The sequence below is a fragment of the Pseudomonas sp. GW821-FHT03A09 genome, assembly GCF_059421065.1.
Genome location: NZ_JBWKUX010000003.1, coordinates 335080 through 352685, shown reverse-complemented (window position 1 = coordinate 352685; position 17606 = coordinate 335080). Strand labels below are relative to the sequence as shown.

Annotated in this window: 15 protein-coding genes; all 15 read left to right on the top strand. The window is 60.5% G+C overall.

The genetic code is table 11. The features are described 5' to 3' along the window. The first annotated feature begins 83 nt into the window (after positions 1-83). The 15 genes from AC07V4_RS06860 to nuoH all read left to right on the top strand — a co-directional run bounded on the left by AC07V4_RS06860 (position 84) and on the right by nuoH (position 17596). On the top strand, positions 84-530 hold the full coding sequence (locus tag AC07V4_RS06860; RefSeq protein ID WP_492635461.1) for an NUDIX hydrolase: 447 nt from the start codon (positions 84-86) through the stop codon (positions 528-530). A gap of 59 nt (positions 531-589) precedes the next feature. Continuing rightward, entirely contained in the window at positions 590-1714 is a 1125-nt protein-coding gene (gene mnmA, locus AC07V4_RS06855) for a tRNA 2-thiouridine(34) synthase MnmA (RefSeq protein ID WP_492635462.1), read from the top strand. Then, positions 1711-2334 (top strand): high frequency lysogenization protein HflD, encoded by a 624-nt coding sequence (hflD, locus tag AC07V4_RS06850; protein WP_492635463.1) that lies wholly within the window; start codon positions 1711-1713, stop codon positions 2332-2334. Before mnmA ends, hflD begins: the two co-directional genes overlap by 4 nt. A gap of 125 nt (positions 2335-2459) precedes the next feature. After that, the gene (purB, locus tag AC07V4_RS06845; protein ID WP_071493388.1) at positions 2460-3830 is read left to right on the top strand and encodes an adenylosuccinate lyase; all 1371 of its coding nucleotides are present in this window, start codon (positions 2460-2462) and stop codon (positions 3828-3830) included. A gap of 84 nt (positions 3831-3914) precedes the next feature. Next, positions 3915-5081: a ribosomal protein uL16 3-hydroxylase gene (locus AC07V4_RS06840; RefSeq protein WP_492635464.1), complete on the top strand. Its 1167-nt coding sequence runs from the start codon at positions 3915-3917 to the stop codon at positions 5079-5081. Beyond that, positions 5074-5496: a GNAT family N-acetyltransferase gene (locus tag AC07V4_RS06835; protein WP_492635465.1), complete on the top strand. Its 423-nt coding sequence runs from the start codon at positions 5074-5076 to the stop codon at positions 5494-5496. Before AC07V4_RS06840 ends, AC07V4_RS06835 begins: the two co-directional genes overlap by 8 nt. A gap of 231 nt (positions 5497-5727) precedes the next feature. After that, positions 5728-6465: a secretin N-terminal domain-containing protein gene (locus AC07V4_RS06830; RefSeq protein WP_492635466.1), complete on the top strand. Its 738-nt coding sequence runs from the start codon at positions 5728-5730 to the stop codon at positions 6463-6465. A 494-nt stretch (positions 6466-6959) separates the two neighbouring features. Continuing rightward, on the top strand, positions 6960-8285 hold the full coding sequence (gene aceA / locus AC07V4_RS06825) for an isocitrate lyase (protein WP_431751855.1): 1326 nt from the start codon (positions 6960-6962) through the stop codon (positions 8283-8285). Between the two features lie 648 nt (positions 8286-8933). After that, entirely contained in the window at positions 8934-9347 is a 414-nt protein-coding gene (locus AC07V4_RS06820) for an NADH-quinone oxidoreductase subunit A (RefSeq protein WP_003219575.1), read from the top strand. Positions 9348-9357: 10 nt separating this feature from the next. Further along, positions 9358-10032 carry a NuoB/complex I 20 kDa subunit family protein gene (locus AC07V4_RS06815; RefSeq protein WP_016969249.1) on the top strand — a complete coding sequence of 225 codons (675 nt, stop codon included), beginning with the start codon at positions 9358-9360 and terminating at the stop codon, positions 10030-10032. 73 nt (positions 10033-10105) lie between these two features. After that, positions 10106-11890 carry an NADH-quinone oxidoreductase subunit C/D gene (gene nuoC / locus AC07V4_RS06810; protein ID WP_492635467.1) on the top strand — a complete coding sequence of 595 codons (1785 nt, stop codon included), beginning with the start codon at positions 10106-10108 and terminating at the stop codon, positions 11888-11890. 2 nt (positions 11891-11892) lie between these two features. Beyond that, positions 11893-12390 carry an NADH-quinone oxidoreductase subunit NuoE gene (gene nuoE / locus AC07V4_RS06805; protein WP_431751399.1) on the top strand — a complete coding sequence of 166 codons (498 nt, stop codon included), beginning with the start codon at positions 11893-11895 and terminating at the stop codon, positions 12388-12390. After that, positions 12387-13742, top strand: coding sequence for an NADH-quinone oxidoreductase subunit NuoF (gene nuoF / locus AC07V4_RS06800; RefSeq protein ID WP_177013872.1), 1356 nt, complete (start codon positions 12387-12389; stop codon positions 13740-13742). Before nuoE ends, nuoF begins: the two co-directional genes overlap by 4 nt. A gap of 135 nt (positions 13743-13877) precedes the next feature. Next, on the top strand, positions 13878-16592 hold the full coding sequence (gene nuoG / locus AC07V4_RS06795) for an NADH-quinone oxidoreductase subunit NuoG (RefSeq protein WP_492635468.1): 2715 nt from the start codon (positions 13878-13880) through the stop codon (positions 16590-16592). Continuing rightward, entirely contained in the window at positions 16589-17596 is a 1008-nt protein-coding gene (nuoH, locus tag AC07V4_RS06790; RefSeq protein ID WP_060755669.1) for an NADH-quinone oxidoreductase subunit NuoH, read from the top strand. Before nuoG ends, nuoH begins: the two co-directional genes overlap by 4 nt. Positions 17597-17606: the final 10 nt, after the last annotated feature.

Here is a 17606-nt window from a genome sequence, read left to right as displayed (position 1 = left end):
GATACAGCTGACCCACCGCTATCGCAGGCAAGCCAGCTCCCACACCGATCAAGTTTCTTCAGTCACCACACATCGAGGCAACCATGACCTGGCAACCCCACATCACCGTCGCCACCATCGTCGAAGACAACGGCCGCTTCCTCATGGTCGAAGAACTAAAAAACGGCCGCGCCGTGCTCAACCAGCCCGCCGGCCATCTCGACCCGCACGAAACCCTGACCGAAGCCGCCGTGCGCGAAACCCTCGAAGAAACCGGCTGGGACGTTGAAGCCACCGGTATTGTCGGGATTTACCTGTACACCGCTCCGAGCAACGGCGTGACCTATCAACGTGTCTGCTTCATCGCCAAGGCGCTCAAACACCACCCCGACTATCAACTCGACGAAGGCATCGTGCGCGCCCGCTGGCTGACCCGCGACGAACTGATAGCCCTGCGCGACGACTGGCGCAGCGAGCTGATCATCCGCTGCATCGATGATTATCTGGCCGGCCAGCGCCACAGTCTCGAATTGATCCGCCCTTCTCTTTAGCCTTGAAGGCCCGAGCCTGATAGAATCGCGTCCTTTTTCAAGACACCCGTTGAAACCCTATGCGTGATCCAGCCCCTTCTGACACACAAAAGAAGCGCGTCATCGTCGGCATGTCCGGCGGCGTGGACTCTTCCGTTTCCGCCGTTCTGCTCATGGAGCAGGGTTATGAGGTGGAAGGCCTGTTCATGAAGAACTGGGAAGAAGACGATGGAACGGAATATTGCACCGCCATGGACGACCTGGCAGACGCCCAGGCCGTGTGCGACAAGATCGGTATCAAGCTGCACACCGCCAACTTCGCCGCCGAGTACTGGGACAACGTGTTCGAGCACTTCCTGGCCGAATACAAGGCCGGGCGCACGCCGAACCCGGACATCCTGTGCAACCGTGAAATCAAGTTCAAGGCGTTCCTCGACTACGCCATGATGCTCGGCGCCGACCTGATTGCCACTGGCCACTACGTGCGCCGCTGCGATATCGACGGCCGCACCGAACTGCTCAAGGGCCTGGACCCGAACAAGGACCAGAGCTACTTCCTGCACGCAGTCGGCGGCGAACAGATTGCCAAGACCCTGTTCCCCGTGGGCGAGCTGGAAAAACCGGAAGTGCGCAAGATTGCTGAGAAGCACGGCCTGGCCACCGCCAAGAAGAAGGATTCCACCGGGATCTGCTTTATTGGTGAGCGCCGCTTCAGCGACTTCCTCAAGCAATACCTGCCAGCACAACCGGGCGAGATCAAAACCACCGAAGGTGAAGTGATCGGCCGCCATCACGGCCTGATGTACCACACCATTGGTCAGCGTCAGGGCCTGGGCATTGGCGGCCTGAAAGACGCTGGCGAAGAGCCGTGGTACGTGCTGGTCAAGGACCTTGAGCACAACGAGCTGATCGTTGGCCAGGGCAATGAACATCCGTTGTTGTTCTCGGGCGCCCTGCTGGCCTCGGAAATCTATTGGGTCAACCCGATCGACCTCAGCACCCCGCGCCGCCTGACTGCCAAGGTGCGCTATCGCCAGAGCGACCAACCCTGCACCCTGGAAAAGACCGCCAACGGTTATCGCGCCACCTTCGATGACCCGCAGCGCGCGGTCACGCCTGGCCAATCCGTGGTGTTCTACGACGGTGAGATCTGCCTGGGCGGCGGCGTGATTGAAGTCGCCGAAGCCTGGAGCAACCCGGCATGAACCCGACCCAGGAGCAATTGACGGCACTGGGCGGGGTTTTCCTCGCAGCCGTACTGGTGGACAAGATCGCCAAGACCGGCCAGGTCACTGAGGCAGGCCTGACCTGCATGCTCGGCAGCCTGCTGATCCGCGACCCCAAGGACACTCTGGAAGTCTATGGTGGCGATGATCTCGCCTTGCGTGAAGGCTATCGCGCACTGATCGGCGCCCTGGAACGCGATCCAAGCACCTTGCAACGCGAGCCGCTGCGCTACGCGCTGTCGATGCTGGGCCTTGAACGCCAACTGGCCAAGCGCGAGGACATGCTGGAAACCATCGGCAAACGCTTGCCGCAAATCCAGTCCCAGGTGGAACACTTCGGCCCTGCCCACGAGAACGTGATCGCGGCCTGTGGCGCCCTGTACCAGGACACCTTGAGCACCCTGCGCCAACGCATTCAGGTGCACGGTGACATGCGCAACCTGCAACAACCGAACAACGCCTCGAAAATCCGCGCCTTGCTCCTGGCTGGTATTCGTTCGGCGCGGTTGTGGCGCCAGTTGGGCGGCCATCGTTGGCAGTTGGTAATCAGCCGACGCAAATTGCTCAAAGAGCTTTACCCGTTGATGCGCAACGAATAAGTCGCATCGACGGGACATTTTCAAGCCGTTACGCGTAATACGCCGGTCAGTTGGCGACGGACCGGCGGATTTTTTCATGTATGATACGCGCCCCATTTCGTTGCCCGACTGTCCGAGAACACCCCATGCAGCTCTCTTCGCTCACTGCGGTTTCCCCTGTTGACGGCCGCTACGCCGGCAAAACCCAGGCCCTGCGCCCTATTTTCAGCGAATACGGCCTGATCCGTGCTCGTGTTCTGGTTGAAGTGCGCTGGCTCCAGCGCCTGGCCGCTCATCCCGCCATCAGCGAAGTACCGGCGTTCTCCGCCGAAGCCAACGCTGCGCTCAACACCCTGGCGGAAAATTTCTCCCTGGAGCACGCCGAGCGTGTGAAAGAGATCGAGCGCACCACCAACCACGACGTAAAAGCCATCGAATACCTGCTCAAAGAGCAAGCAGCCAAGCTGCCGGAACTGGCCCAGGTCAGCGAGTTCATCCACTTTGCCTGCACCAGCGAGGACATCAACAACCTGTCCCACGCCCTGATGCTGCGCGAAGGCCGTGATGACGTGATGCTGCCGCTGATGCGCCAGACCGCCAACGCCATCCGCGAACTGGCCATTCGTTTCGCCGACGTGCCGATGCTGTCGCGCACCCACGGCCAGCCGGCGTCGCCGACTACCCTGGGTAAAGAGCTGGCCAACGTGGTGTACCGCCTGGAGCGTCAGATCGCTCAAGTCGCGGCCGTGCCGCTGCTGGGCAAGATCAACGGCGCCGTAGGCAACTACAACGCCCACCTGTCGGCCTACCCTGAGATCGACTGGGAAGCCAACGCCCGCGCCTTCATCGAAGACGAGCTGGGCCTGGGCTTCAACCCGTACACCACGCAGATCGAGCCGCACGACTACATCGCCGAGCTGTTCGACGCCATTGCGCGCTTCAACACCATCCTGATCGACTTCGATCGCGATATCTGGGGCTACATCTCCCTGGGCTACTTCAAGCAGCGCACCATTGCCGGTGAAATCGGTTCGTCGACCATGCCACACAAGGTCAACCCGATCGACTTCGAAAACTCCGAAGGCAACCTCGGTATCGCCAATGCCCTGTTCCAGCACCTGGCCAGCAAGTTGCCGATCTCCCGCTGGCAGCGCGACCTGACCGACTCCACCGTACTGCGCAACCTCGGCGTGGGCTTTGCTCATAGCGTGATCGCGTACGAAGCCAGCCTCAAAGGCATCAGCAAGCTTGAGCTCAACGAGCAAAAAATCGCTGCCGACCTGGACGCTTGCTGGGAAGTCCTGGCTGAGCCGATCCAGACCGTGATGCGTCGCTACAACATCGAGAACCCGTACGAGAAGCTGAAAGAACTGACGCGCGGCAAGGGTATCAGCCCCGAAGCGTTGCAGACTTTCATCGACGGCCTGGACATGCCAGCCGCCGCCAAGGCCGAGCTGAAACTGCTCACCCCGGCCAACTACATCGGCAACGCTGTAGAGCAAGCTAAGCGCATCTGATCATCGCAAGACCCTTTGAGACGCCCGGCCGCGCCGGGCGTTTTTATTCCAGTCTTAAAAGTGCTTTTTTTCAATAGGTTACACATGAATCCTGATATCCCTCTTCAACTTCTGGGCGGCATCACGGCACGGGAATTCCTGCGCGACTACTGGCAGAAAAAGCCGCTGCTGATCCGTCAGGCCATCCCTGACTTCGAAAGCCCGATCGACGCCGATGAACTGGCCGGTTTGGCCCTGGAAGAAGAAGTCGAATCGCGCTTGGTGATCGAGCATGGCGAACGCCCATGGGAACTGCGTCGCGGCCCCTTCGCCGAGGATGCTTTCAGCGCCCTGCCCGAGCGCGAGTGGACCCTGCTGGTACAAGCCGTCGACCAGTTCGTACCGGAAGTGGCCGAACTGCTGGAGCAGTTCCGCTTCCTGCCAAGCTGGCGCATCGACGACGTGATGATCAGCTTCGCCGCGCCGGGTGGCAGCGTGGGTCCGCACTTCGACAACTACGACGTATTCCTGCTGCAAGCCCAAGGCAAGCGCAACTGGAAGATCGGCCAGATGTGCAACTCCGAAAGCCCGCTGCTGCAACACGCCGACCTGCGCATCCTCGCCGAATTCGAAGAAAGCGCCGAATGGGTGCTGGAGCCCGGCGACATGCTCTACCTGCCGCCACGCCTGGCGCATTTCGGCATTGCCGAAGATGACTGCATGACCTACTCCGTGGGCTTTCGCGCACCAAGCGCCGCCGAAGTGCTGACCCACTTCACCGACTTCCTCAGCCAGTACCTGACGGACGAGGAACGCTACACTGATGCTGACGCACAGCCAGTGAGCGACCCGCACCAGATCCAGAGCGACGCCCTCGACCGCCTCAAGAGCCTGCTGGCCGAGCACATGAGCGATGAGCGCATGCTGCTGACCTGGTTCGGCCAGTTCATGACCGAGCCCCGCTACCCGGAACTGGTGGCAGGCGAAGAACTGGGCGAAGAAGACTTCATCAGCGCCCTGAACGACGGCGCGATCCTGGTGCGCAATCCAAGCGCACGCATGGCCTGGTCTGAAGTGGACGACGACGTCCTGCTGTTCGCCAGCGGCCAGAGCCGTTACCTGCCAGGCAAACTGCGCGAGCTGTTGAAGCTGGTGTGCTCGGCAGATGCGCTGCACAGCGAGAACCTCGGCGAATGGCTCGCTGACGAAGACGGTCGCGACCTGCTGTGCGAACTGGTCAAGCAAGGAAGCCTGGGGTTTGCCGATGAATAAGATTCACGTAAGTGTCGCGGACTGGCAAAAGGATATCGCTGAGATTCGGCGCATTCGTGAAGCGGTATTTATCGCTGAACAATCGGTTCCACCTGAGCTGGAGTGGGACGCTGACGACGCCGACGCGGTGCATTTCCTTGCATTCGAAGGCGACTTCCCCATCGGCACTGCGCGCCTGCTGCCCAGCGGCGAGATCGGGCGCGTGTCAGTGCTCAAGGACTGGCGCGGACTCAAGGTTGGCGACAAGCTGATGGAAGCAGTGATTGGTGTGGCCGAGAAACGCGGCCAGACCAGGCAGTTCCTCAGTGCGCAGGTGTATGCGGCGCCGTTTTATGAGCGACTGGGTTTCAAGATCGTCAGTGAGGAATTCCTGGAAGTCGGGATTCCGCACGTCGATATGGTGCGCGAGGGCTGATTCAAGACCGCGCCGCCTGCATCGCAGGCAAGCCAGCTCCCACATTTGGTCGCATTCCAAGGGATGCACTCAGTCAAGTGTGGGAGCTGGCTTGCCTGCGATGCCTTTCCCAGCAACACCCCAAAATGCCCTGCACTGCCAGGGCATTTTGCCGTCTACGATTCAATTTGCGACCTGCCAGGCCGACAAACTGGCACTATCCAGCCTAAATGACTCGCAGAGATAACGGACATGTCCCTACGCACCCTACTCGCAGCCCTCTTGCTGACCGCCAGCGTCTCAGCCATGGCCGACACCGAAGTCGTCAACTTGAGCAACCGCACCAGCGCCGACCTCCTGCCCGTGGCGCAGAATTTCATCGGCAAGGACGGCACCGTCAGCGCCTACGGCAACCAGCTTATCGTCAAAGCGGACCCCGGCAAGATCCAAGACCTGCGCGCCCTGCTTGCGCAACTGGACACCCCCGCAAAACGCCTGCTGATCACCGTGGACACTAACGAGAACAATCAGCAGAACAGCGGCGACAGCCAAACCCGCATCATCAGCTACGGCACCGCCAGCCGCGACGGTGGCATCCAGCAGATCCAGGCCAGCGAAGGCGTGCCCGCACTGATCCAGGTCGGCCAGAGCGTGCCATTGACCACCACCCAGCAAGACAGCTACGGCCGCCTGCAAAACCAGACCCAGTATCGCAACGTCACCCAAGGCTTCTACGTCACCGCCAGCGTCACTGGCGAGACCGTGCACCTGGCCATCAGTACCAACCGTGACCGCATGAGTCAGGAGCGTCCCGATGTAGTGAATGTTCAAAGCACCGACACAACCGTCAGTGGACGCCTGGGCGAATGGATCAGCCTGGCCGGCATCAACCGTGAGACCCAAGCTGACAAATCCTCTACAACCCGCACGTACTCTACTCAGGGCCGCGATGACCTGACTTTGCGGGTCAAGGTCGACACCCTGAACTGAAGCACCGAAAACTGACTGATGAGTCGTATTAGACCAAAGATGTAGTGCCTGCAAAAAAGCACTACAAAACATTTGACGATCGAAAAAAGCCTGGGCATGATGGCCTCGCTCCCGCTAATCAGGGGCCCTGGCAAGGGCCTTCGGATCGTCGCTCTAAGCTACCCACCTGAGCCGATTCGTGTCTGTACCGCCCACAAGGTGTGTTTGACGAGGTTGCGACTGGAACGAAGTTGTCCCGAGGGACGGAAGCTACCCAGGTAACCCGGCTACACACTGATGGATCGTACCAAGGCCCACGACGCCCGAAGACCGTTCGCAGTTTGCCCTTACCTGCTCAACTCCCCCTCTCGCCACTCGTTCATCCCGTCGCCTCCCCCGCCAAACCCGGCTTGACCACCTAAGCTTCTGGTCAGCGAGCAGCCAAAACCACGCACTTACTACGTGGCTGGCAAATGGAATTTTCCACCTAGACCTATGCGACGAGGTTTTTCCCCATGGCACTGACACGCGAACAGCAAATTGCAGCCCTTGAAAAAGACTGGGCTGAAAACCCACGCTGGAAAGGCGTGACCCGCGCTTATTCCGCTGCTGACGTCGTCCGCCTGCGTGGCTCGGTTCAACCTGAGCACACCTTTGCAAAACTCGGCGCCGAGAAGCTGTGGAAGCTGGTCACCCAAGGTGCCAAGCCTTCCTTCCGTCCCGACAAAGATTTCGTCAACTGCATGGGCGCCCTCACTGGCGGCCAGGCAGTCCAACAGGTAAAAGCCGGCATCCAGGCGATCTACCTGTCCGGCTGGCAAGTGGCAGCGGACAACAACTCCGCTGAATCCATGTACCCCGACCAGTCGCTGTACCCAGTGGATTCGGTTCCAACCGTGGTCAAGCGCATCAACAACTCGTTCCGTCGTGCCGACCAGATCCAGTGGAAAGCCGGCAAGAACCCAGGCGACGAAGGCTACATCGACTACTTCGCACCGATCGTGGCTGACGCCGAGGCCGGTTTCGGCGGCGTGCTGAACGCCTACGAGCTGATGAAGAGCATGATCGAGGCTGGCGCTGCCGGTGTGCACTTCGAAGACCAACTGGCCTCCGTGAAAAAATGCGGCCACATGGGCGGCAAGGTACTGGTTCCAACCCAGGAAGCCGTACAGAAGCTGACCGCCGCCCGCCTGGCCGCTGACGTAGCCGGCACGCCGACCATCATCCTGGCGCGTACCGATGCCAACGCGGCTGACCTGCTGACTTCGGACTGCGACCCGTACGACCAGCCATTCGTGACCGGCGAGCGCACCCAGGAAGGTTTCTACAAGGTACGCGCCGGCCTGGACCAAGCGATTGCCCGTGGCCTGGCCTACGCGCCGTACGCCGACCTGATCTGGTGCGAAACCGCCAAACCGGACCTGGAAGAAGCCCGTCGCTTTGCCGAAGCGATCAAGAAGGAATACCCGGACCAACTGCTGTCCTACAACTGCTCGCCTTCCTTCAACTGGAAGAAGAACCTGGACGACGCGACCATCGCCAAGTTCCAGCGCGAACTGTCCGCCATGGGCTACAAGCACCAGTTCATCACCCTGGCTGGCATCCACAACATGTGGCACAGCATGTTCAACCTGGCGCACGACTACGCCCGCAACGACATGACCGCCTATGTGAAGCTGCAGGAGCAGGAATTCGCTGACGCCGCCAAGGGTTACACCTTCGTGGCGCACCAGCAGGAAGTGGGCACCGGCTACTTCGACGACATGACCACCGTGATCCAGGGCGGCACTTCGTCTGTTACCGCGCTGACCGGTTCGACTGAAGAAGAACAGTTCCACTAAGCCGTATCGAGCGCACGGCCACTGCGGCCCCAAGGAAGACCTAACCGCAGTGCCGAATGATCTGACGCCCCGACTGGTTCGGGGCGTTTTTTTTTGCGCAGATAAATGCGCAGATCAAAATGTGGGAGCTGGCTTGCCTGCGATGGCGGCGCACCAGTCACCCCCTTCGTTTGCTGACACACTGCCATCGCGGGCAAGCCCGGCTCCCACAGAGAATGCAGCGCACCACAGGATTTTGTGCAAAACATTGATCCAGAGCGGTATTTGCACGAACCAAATCGGTTAAAAGATCCGCGCTGGCAACTAAGCGGTAATCTTGCAAGTAACGGCAACTTTCCTCGTCACACCACACACACCCGCTTAAAACCCGCGCAAACAATATTCATTATCATTTAGAGCATGAAAACTTCGTTACGGATTAAACAAAACATAATTGGTGAAAAGCTCGCTAATGCCCGCCCCGCAAGGGTTACAGCCCCACGTAGGTGCACTATGTCCTTATTCCATCGAATAATTTCGCCCCAGGAATTTTACTTGCCCGGTGTTTAGCCATAAAATCACCGCGATTGATTGCAGTGCGACATATCGTCACTGCATCGTTACTTTTTCGAGCTCAGAGACCTTTGCTCTCTGTTAAGGATTTCCAGCATGACCGAAGCGACAGGACTCATGGCCCACAACTGGGGCTTTGCCATTTTCCTCCTCGGTGTTGTCGGCCTCTGCGCCTTCATGCTCGGTGTTTCCAGCCTCCTCGGGTCAAAAGCCTGGGGCCGTAGCAAAAATGAACCGTTCGAATCCGGCATGCTGCCTACAGGTGGCGCCCGTTTGCGGCTCTCAGCCAAATTCTATCTGGTCGCGATGCTGTTCGTGATCTTCGATATCGAAGCCCTCTTTCTCTTTGCCTGGTCTGTGTCCGTCCGCGAAAGCGGCTGGACCGGATTCGTCGAAGCCCTCGTTTTCATAGCAATTCTGTTGGCAGGCCTTGTCTACCTATTCCGAGTGGGCGCCCTTGACTGGGCTCCGGAAGCTCGTCGTAAGCGGCAAGCGAAGCTGAAACAATGAGGCTTTGGCGATGCAATACAATCTCACCAGGATCGACCCGGATGCTCCTAACGAGCAGTACCCCATCGGCGAACGGGAAACCGTTTCCGACCCGTTAGAAGACCAAGTCCACAAAAACATCTACATGGGCAAGCTGGAAGACGTGCTGAGCGGCGCGGTCAACTGGGGGCGTAAAAACTCCCTGTGGCCGTACAACTTCGGTCTTTCGTGCTGCTACGTGGAAATGACCACCGCCTTCACGGCGCCCCACGACATCGCGCGCTTTGGCGCCGAAGTGATCCGGGCATCGCCGCGCCAGGCGGATTTCATGGTTATCGCCGGTACCTGCTTCATCAAGATGGCGCCGATCATTCAGCGTCTCTACGAGCAAATGCTCGAGCCGAAGTGGGTTATCTCCATGGGTTCGTGCGCCAACTCCGGTGGCATGTACGACATCTACTCCGTCGTTCAAGGGGTGGACAAGTTCCTGCCCGTGGACGTCTACGTGCCTGGCTGCCCGCCTCGCCCTGAAGCGTTCTTGCAAGGCTTGATGCTGTTGCAGGAATCGATTGGCAAGGAGCGTCGCCCGCTGTCCTGGGTCGTTGGCGATCAAGGCGTGTATCGCGCCGAGATGCCTTCGCAAAAGGAAGAGCGCCGCGAACAGCGAATCGCAGTCACCAACCTGCGCAGCCCTGACGAAGTCTGATCCAGCCCGCTTCTTTTAATAGAACGAACACCTGGCTTCATTCTTTACGTTGACCGAAAGCGATAAAAAAACCATGACTACAGGCAGTGCTCTGTACATCCCGCCTTATAAGGCAGACGACCAGGATGTGGTCGTCGAACTCAATAACCGTTTTGGCCCTGACGCCTTCACCGCCCAGGCCACACGCACCGGTATGCCGGTGCTGTGGGTGGCGCGTGCCAAGCTCGTCGAAGTCCTGACCTTCCTGCGCAACCTGCCCAAGCCGTACGTCATGCTCTATGACCTGCATGGCGTGGACGAGCGTCTGCGCACCAAGCGCCAGGGCCTGCCGAGCGGTGCCGATTTCACCGTGTTCTACCACCTGATGTCGCTGGAACGTAACAGCGATGTGATGATCAAGGTCGCACTAAACGAAAGCGACCTGAGCATCCCGACCGTGACCGGTATCTGGCCGAACGCCAGCTGGTACGAGCGTGAAGTGTGGGACATGTTCGGTATCGACTTCCCGGGCCACCCGCACCTGACGCGCATCATGATGCCGCCAACCTGGGAAGGTCACCCGCTGCGCAAGGACTTCCCTGCCCGCGCCACCGAATTCGATCCGTTCAGCCTCAACCTGGCCAAGCAGCAGCTTGAAGAAGAAGCCGCGCGCTTCCGCCCGGAAGACTGGGGCATGAAACGCTCCGGCACCAACGAGGACTACATGTTCCTCAACCTCGGCCCGAACCACCCTTCGGCCCACGGTGCCTTCCGTATCATCCTGCAACTGGACGGCGAAGAAATCGTCGACTGCGTGCCGGACATCGGCTACCACCACCGTGGTGCCGAGAAGATGGCCGAGCGCCAGTCGTGGCACAGCTTCATCCCGTACACCGACCGTATCGACTACCTCGGCGGAGTGATGAACAACCTGCCGTATGTGCTCTCGGTCGAGAAGCTGGCCGGCATCAAGGTGCCAGACCGCGTCGACACCATCCGCATCATGATGGCCGAGTTCTTCCGGATCACCAGCCACCTGCTGTTCCTGGGTACCTACATCCAGGACGTCGGCGCCATGACCCCGGTGTTCTTCACCTTCACCGACCGTCAGCGCGCCTACAAGGTCATCGAAGCCATCACCGGTTTCCGCCTGCACCCGGCTTGGTACCGCATCGGCGGCGTGGCTCACGACCTGCCGAACGGCTGGGAGCGCCTGGTCAAGGAATTCGTCGAGTGGATGCCCAAGCGTCTGGACGAGTACCAAAAGGCTGCGCTGGACAACAGCATCCTCAAGGGCCGTACCATCGGCGTCGCCCAGTACAACACCAAAGAGGCCCTGGAATGGGGCGTCACCGGTGCTGGCCTGCGTTCGACCGGCTGCGATTTCGACCTGCGTAAAGCGCGCCCGTACTCCGGCTACGAGAACTTCGAATTCGAAGTGCCGCTGGCCGCCAACGGCGATGCCTACGACCGTTGCATCGTGCGCGTCGAAGAAATGCGCCAGAGCCTGAAGATCATCGAGCAGTGCATGCGCAACATGCCGGCCGGCCCGTACAAGGCGGATCACCCGCTGACCACGCCGCCGCCGAAAGAGCGCACGCTGCAGCACATCGAAACCCTGATCACGCACTTCCTGCAAGTTTCGTGGGGCCCGGTCATGCCGGCCAACGAATCCTTCCAGATGATCGAAGCGACCAAGGGTATCAACAGTTATTACCTGACGAGCGATGGCGGCACCATGAGCTACCGCACCCGGATTCGTACTCCAAGCTTTGCCCACTTGCAGCAGATCCCTTCGGTGATCAAAGGCGAGATGGTCGCGGACTTGATTGCGTACCTGGGTAGTATCGATTTCGTTATGGCCGACGTGGACCGCTAAGCATGAACAGCACGCTTATCCAGACAGACCGTTTCACCCTGAGTGAAACCGAGCGCTCGGCCATCGAGCACGAGCTGCATCACTACGAAGATCCGCGCGCGGCGTCGATCGAAGCCTTGAAGATCGTCCAGAAGGAACGTGGCTGGGTGCCAGACGGCGCGCTCTACGCCATCGGCGAGATCCTTGGCATCCCTGCCAGCGACGTTGAAGGCGTGGCCACGTTCTACAGCCAGATCTTCCGTCAGCCAGTGGGCCGCCACATCATTCGCGTGTGCGACAGCATGGTCTGCTACATCGGCGGCCACGAGTCGGTGGTTGATGCGATCCAGACCAAACTGGGCATCGGCCTCGGCCAAACCACCCCGGACGGCCGCTTCACGCTGCTGCCGGTGTGCTGCCTGGGCAACTGCGACAAGGCGCCGGCGTTGATGATCGACGACGACACATTCGGTGACGTGCAGCCTGCTGGCGTGACCCAATTGCTTGAGGGCTACCCATGACCCTTACATCTTTCGGCCCGGCCAACCTGATCAAGCGTTCGCCTGAAACCCACCCGCTGACCTGGCGCCTGCGTGACGATGCCGAGCCGGTATGGCTCGACGAATACCAGGCCAAGAACGGTTACGCCGCTGCGCGCAAAGCGTTCGCCGACATGGCCCAGGACGATATCGTCCAGACCGTGAAAGACGCCGGCCTCAAAGGTCGCGGCGGTGCAGGCTTCCCCACTGGCGTGAAGTGGGGCCTGATGCCCAAGGACGAATCCATCAACATCCGCTACCTGCTGTGCAACGCGGATGAAATGGAGCCGAACACCTGGAAAGACCGCATGCTGATGGAGCAACTGCCCCATCTGCTGATCGAAGGCATGCTGATCAGCGCCCGTGCGTTGAAAACCTACCGCGGCTACATCTTCCTGCGTGGCGAGTACACCACCGCTGCCAAGCACCTCAACCGTGCCGTGGAAGAAGCCAAGGCCGCGGGCCTGCTGGGCAAGAACATCCTCGGTTCGGGTTTTGACTTCGAACTGTTCGTGCACACCGGCGCCGGGCGTTACATCTGCGGTGAAGAAACCGCACTGATCAACTCCCTCGAAGGCCGTCGCGCCAACCCGCGCTCCAAGCCGCCCTTCCCTGCCGCCGTTGGCGTGTGGGGCAAGCCAACCTGCGTGAACAACGTCGAGACCCTGTGCAACGTGCCGGCGATCATCGCCGACGGCGTGGACTGGTACAAATCGTTGGCCCGCGAAGGCAGCGAAGACATGGGCACCAAGCTCATGGGCTTCTCCGGCAAGGTCAAGAACCCTGGTCTGTGGGAGCTGCCGTTTGGCGTGACCGCACGTGAGCTGTTCGAGGACTACGCCGGTGGCATGCGCGACGGCTACACCTTGAAAGCCTGGCAGCCAGGCGGCGCCGGCACCGGTTTCCTGTTGCCTGAGCACCTCGACGCACAAATGTACGCCGGCGGCATCGGCAAGGTCGGCACCCGGATGGGTACGGGCCTGGCGATGGCGGTGGACAACACCGTGAACATGGTCTCGCTGCTGCGCAACATGGAGCAGTTCTTTGCCCGTGAATCCTGCGGTTTCTGCACCCCATGCCGTGATGGCCTGCCATGGAGCGTTAAGCTCTTGATGGCCATCGAGAAAGGTGAAGGCCAACCCGGTGACATCGAGACCCTGCTGGGTCTGGTCGGTTTCCTCGGCCCAGGCAAGACCTTCTGTGCTCACGCACCGGGCGCCGTGGAGCCATTGGGCAGCGCCATCAAATACTTCCGCTCGGAGTTCGAAGCCGGCATCGCGCCTACCAGCGCCGCCGTCCCGCCTCTGGCAAGGCCGATCGTAGTCGGCGCGTAACGCTTTAAAAAGCGAAGGGTCCGTGCCCTTCGCTTTCTCATGGGCTGACGCCGTAAAGGCTGTGTTGAGGCCCATGAATAACAAGATTCCATTAGCCACGCCCGCTGACAACGGGCCAACGAAGAACTTTGAACCATGGCCACTATCCACGTAGACGGCAAAGCGCTCGAAGTCGATGGGGCGGACAACCTGTTACAGGCGTGTCTGTCACTCGGTCTCGATATCCCGTATTTCTGCTGGCACCCCGCACTCGGTAGCGTCGGTGCCTGTCGCCAGTGCGCGGTCAAGCAATACACTGACGAGAACGACACCCGTGGTCGTATCGTCATGTCGTGCATGACCCCAGCCACCGACAACACCTGGATCTCCATCGACGATGAAGAATCCAAGGCGTTCCGCGCCAGTGTCGTCGAATGGCTGATGACCAACCACCCCCACGACTGCCCAGTCTGTGAGGAAGGCGGTCACTGCCACCTGCAAGACATGACAGTGATGACCGGCCATAACGAGCGCCGTTATCGCTTCACCAAGCGTACCCACCAGAACCAGGACCTCGGCCCGTTCATTTCCCACGAAATGAACCGCTGCATCGCCTGCTACCGTTGCGTGCGTTTCTATAAGGACTACGCCGGCGGCACCGACCTCGGCGTGTTCGGCGCCCACGACAACGTGTACTTCGGTCGTGTCGAAGACGGCGTGCTGGAAAGCGAGTTCTCCGGCAACCTCACCGAGGTCTGCCCGACCGGTGTGTTCACCGACAAGACTCACTCCGAGCGCTACAACCGTAAGTGGGACATGCAATTCTCGCCGAGCATCTGCCATGGCTGCTCCAGCGGTTGCAACATCTCTCCGGGCGAGCGCTACGGCGAACTGCGTCGCATCGAAAACCGCTTCAACGGATCGGTCAACCAGTACTTCCTGTGCGACCGTGGCCGTTTCGGCTATGGCTACGTCAACCGCGAAGACCGTCCGCGCCAGCCGTTGCTGGCCAACGGCGGCAAGCTGAGCCTGGACGACGCGCTGGATAAAGCCGCCGACCTGCTGCGCGGCCGCAACATCGTCGGTATCGGTTCGCCGCGCGCCAGCCTCGAAAGCAATTACGCGTTGCGCGAACTGGTCGGTGCCGAGCACTTCTACAGCGGCATCGAGGCCGGTGAGCTGGAGCGCATCCGCCTGGTCCTGCAAGTGCTGAACGACAGCCCGCTGCCAGTGCCAAACATGCGCGACATCGAAGACCACGACGCGATCTTCGTCCTCGGTGAAGACCTGACTCAAACCGCCGCGCGTATCGCCCTGTCCCTGCGCCAGTCGGTAAAAGGCAAGGCCGAAGACATGGCCGACGCCATGCGCGTGCAGCCTTGGCTCGACGCCGCGGTGAAAAACATCGGCCAACACGCGCTGAACCCGCTGTTTATCGCCAGCCTGGCTGAAACCAAGCTCGACGACATCGCCGAAGAATGCGTACACGCAGCGCCGGATGACCTGGCCCGTATCGGTTTCGCCGTGGCCCACGCCCTCGACGCCAGTGCCCCTGCCGTCGAAGGCCTGGACACTGAAGCCGTTGAACTGGCCCAGCGTATCGCCGACGCCCTGCTGGCAGCCAAGCGCCCTCTGATCATTGCCGGCACCTCCCTGGGTTCCAAGGCGCTGATCGAAGCCGCTGCCAACATCGCCAAGGCCTTGAAGCTGCGCGACAAGAACGGCTCCATCAGCCTGGTCGTACCGGAAGCCAACAGCCTTGGCCTGGCTATGCTCGGTGGCGAGTCCGTGGACGCAGCCCTGCAAGCGGTGACTGACGGCCGTGCCGACGCCATCGTGGTGCTGGAAAACGACCTGTACACCCGCACCGATACCGCCAAGGTTGACGCCGCGCTCAACGCCACCAAGGTGCTGATCGTTGCCGATCACCAGAAGACCGCCACCAGCGAACGTGCCGACCTGGTGCTGCCAGCCGCCACCTTCGCCGAAGGCGACGGTACCCTGGTCAGCCAGGAAGGCCGCGCCCAGCGCTTTTTCCAGGTGTTCGATCCGAAGTACATGGACGCCAGCATCCTGGTACACGAAGGCTGGCGCTGGCTGCATGCCCTGCGCGCTACCTTGCTGAACCAGCCGATCGACTGGACCCAGCTCGACCACGTGACCGCCGCTGCCGCCGCAAGCGCGCCGCAACTGGCACGTATCGTCGACGCTGCACCGTCCGCCGCATTCCGCATCAAGGGTATGAAACTGGCCCGTGAACCGCTGCGTTACTCCGGTCGTACCGCCATGCGCGCCAACATCAGCGTGCACGAACCGCGCACACCGCAAGACACCGACACCGCGTTCGCCTTCTCCATGGAAGGTTACTCGGGTTCGGTCGAGCCACGTCAGCAGGTGCCTTTCGCCTGGTCCCCAGGCTGGAACTCGCCACAAGCCTGGAACAAGTTCCAGGACGAAGTCGGTGGTCACATCCGTGCTGGCGACCCGGGCACCCGCCTGATCGAAAGCACCGGCGACTCGCTGAACTGGTTCGCCGCCGTACCGCGTCCGTTCAACCCGGCCCAGGGCACCTGGCAGGTTGTGCCGTTCTTCCACCTGTTCGGCAGCGAAGAGAACTCTTCGAAAGCCGCGCCGGTTCAAGAACGCATCCCGGCTGCCTACGTATCCGTGGCCAAGTCCGAAGCCGACCGTCTGGGCGTCAACGACGGTGCCCTGCTCAGCCTGAACGTGGCCGGCCAGACCCTGCGTCTGCCGCTGCGCATCAACGAAGAGTTGGGCGCTGGCCTGGTAGCACTGCCGAAAGGTTTCGCCGGTATTCCAGCGGCCATCTTTGGCAAAACCGTTGACGGTCTGCAGGAGGCAGCGCAATGACCTGGTTCACCCCTGAAGTGATCGACGTGATCATTGCGGTCCTCAAGGCTGTCGTGATCCTGTTGGCCGTGGTCGTCGCGGGCGCCCTGCTCAGCTTCGTCGAACGTCGCCTGCTGGGCTGGTGGCAGGACCGTTATGGTCCGAACCGCGTTGGCCCGTTCGGTATGTTCCAGATCGCGGCCGACATGCTGAAAATGTTCTTCAAGGAAGACTGGACCCCGCCGTTTGCCGACAAGGTGATCTTCACCCTGGCACCGGTCGTGGCCATGAGCGCCTTGCTGATCGCCTTCGCGATCATCCCGATCACCCCGACCTGGGGCGTGGCGGACCTGAACATCGGCCTGCTGTTCTTCTTCGCCATGGCCGGCTTGTCGGTCTACGCGGTGCTGTTCGCCGGCTGGTCGAGTAACAACAAGTTTGCCCTGCTGGGCAGCTTGCGGGCCTCGGCCCAGACCGTGTCCTACGAAGTGTTCATGGGCCTCGCGCTGATGGGCATCGTGGTGCAGGTCGGCTCGTTCAACATGCGCGACATCGTCGAGTACCAGGCGCAAAACCTGTGGTTCATCATTCCGCAGTTCTTCGGCTTCTGTACGTTCTTCATCGCTGGTGTCGCCGTGACTCACCGTCACCCGTTCGACCAGCCGGAAGCGGAACAGGAACTGGCCGACGGCTACCACATTGAATACGCCGGCATGAAATGGGGCATGTTCTTCGTCGGTGAGTACATCGGCATCATCTTGATCTCGGCCCTGCTGGTCACGCTGTTCTTCGGCGGCTGGCACGGTCCGTTCGGCATCTTGCCGCAGTTGGCGTTCTTCTGGTTCTTCCTGAAGACCGCGTTCTTCATCATGTTGTTTATCCTGCTGCGCGCTTCCATTCCGCGTCCACGATACGACCAGGTGATGGATTTCAGCTGGCGCTTCTGCCTGCCGCTGACCCTGATCAATTTGCTGGTGACGGCTGCCGTTGTGTTGTTGAACACGCCAGCCGGCGCGGTTCAGTGAGGATTTGACC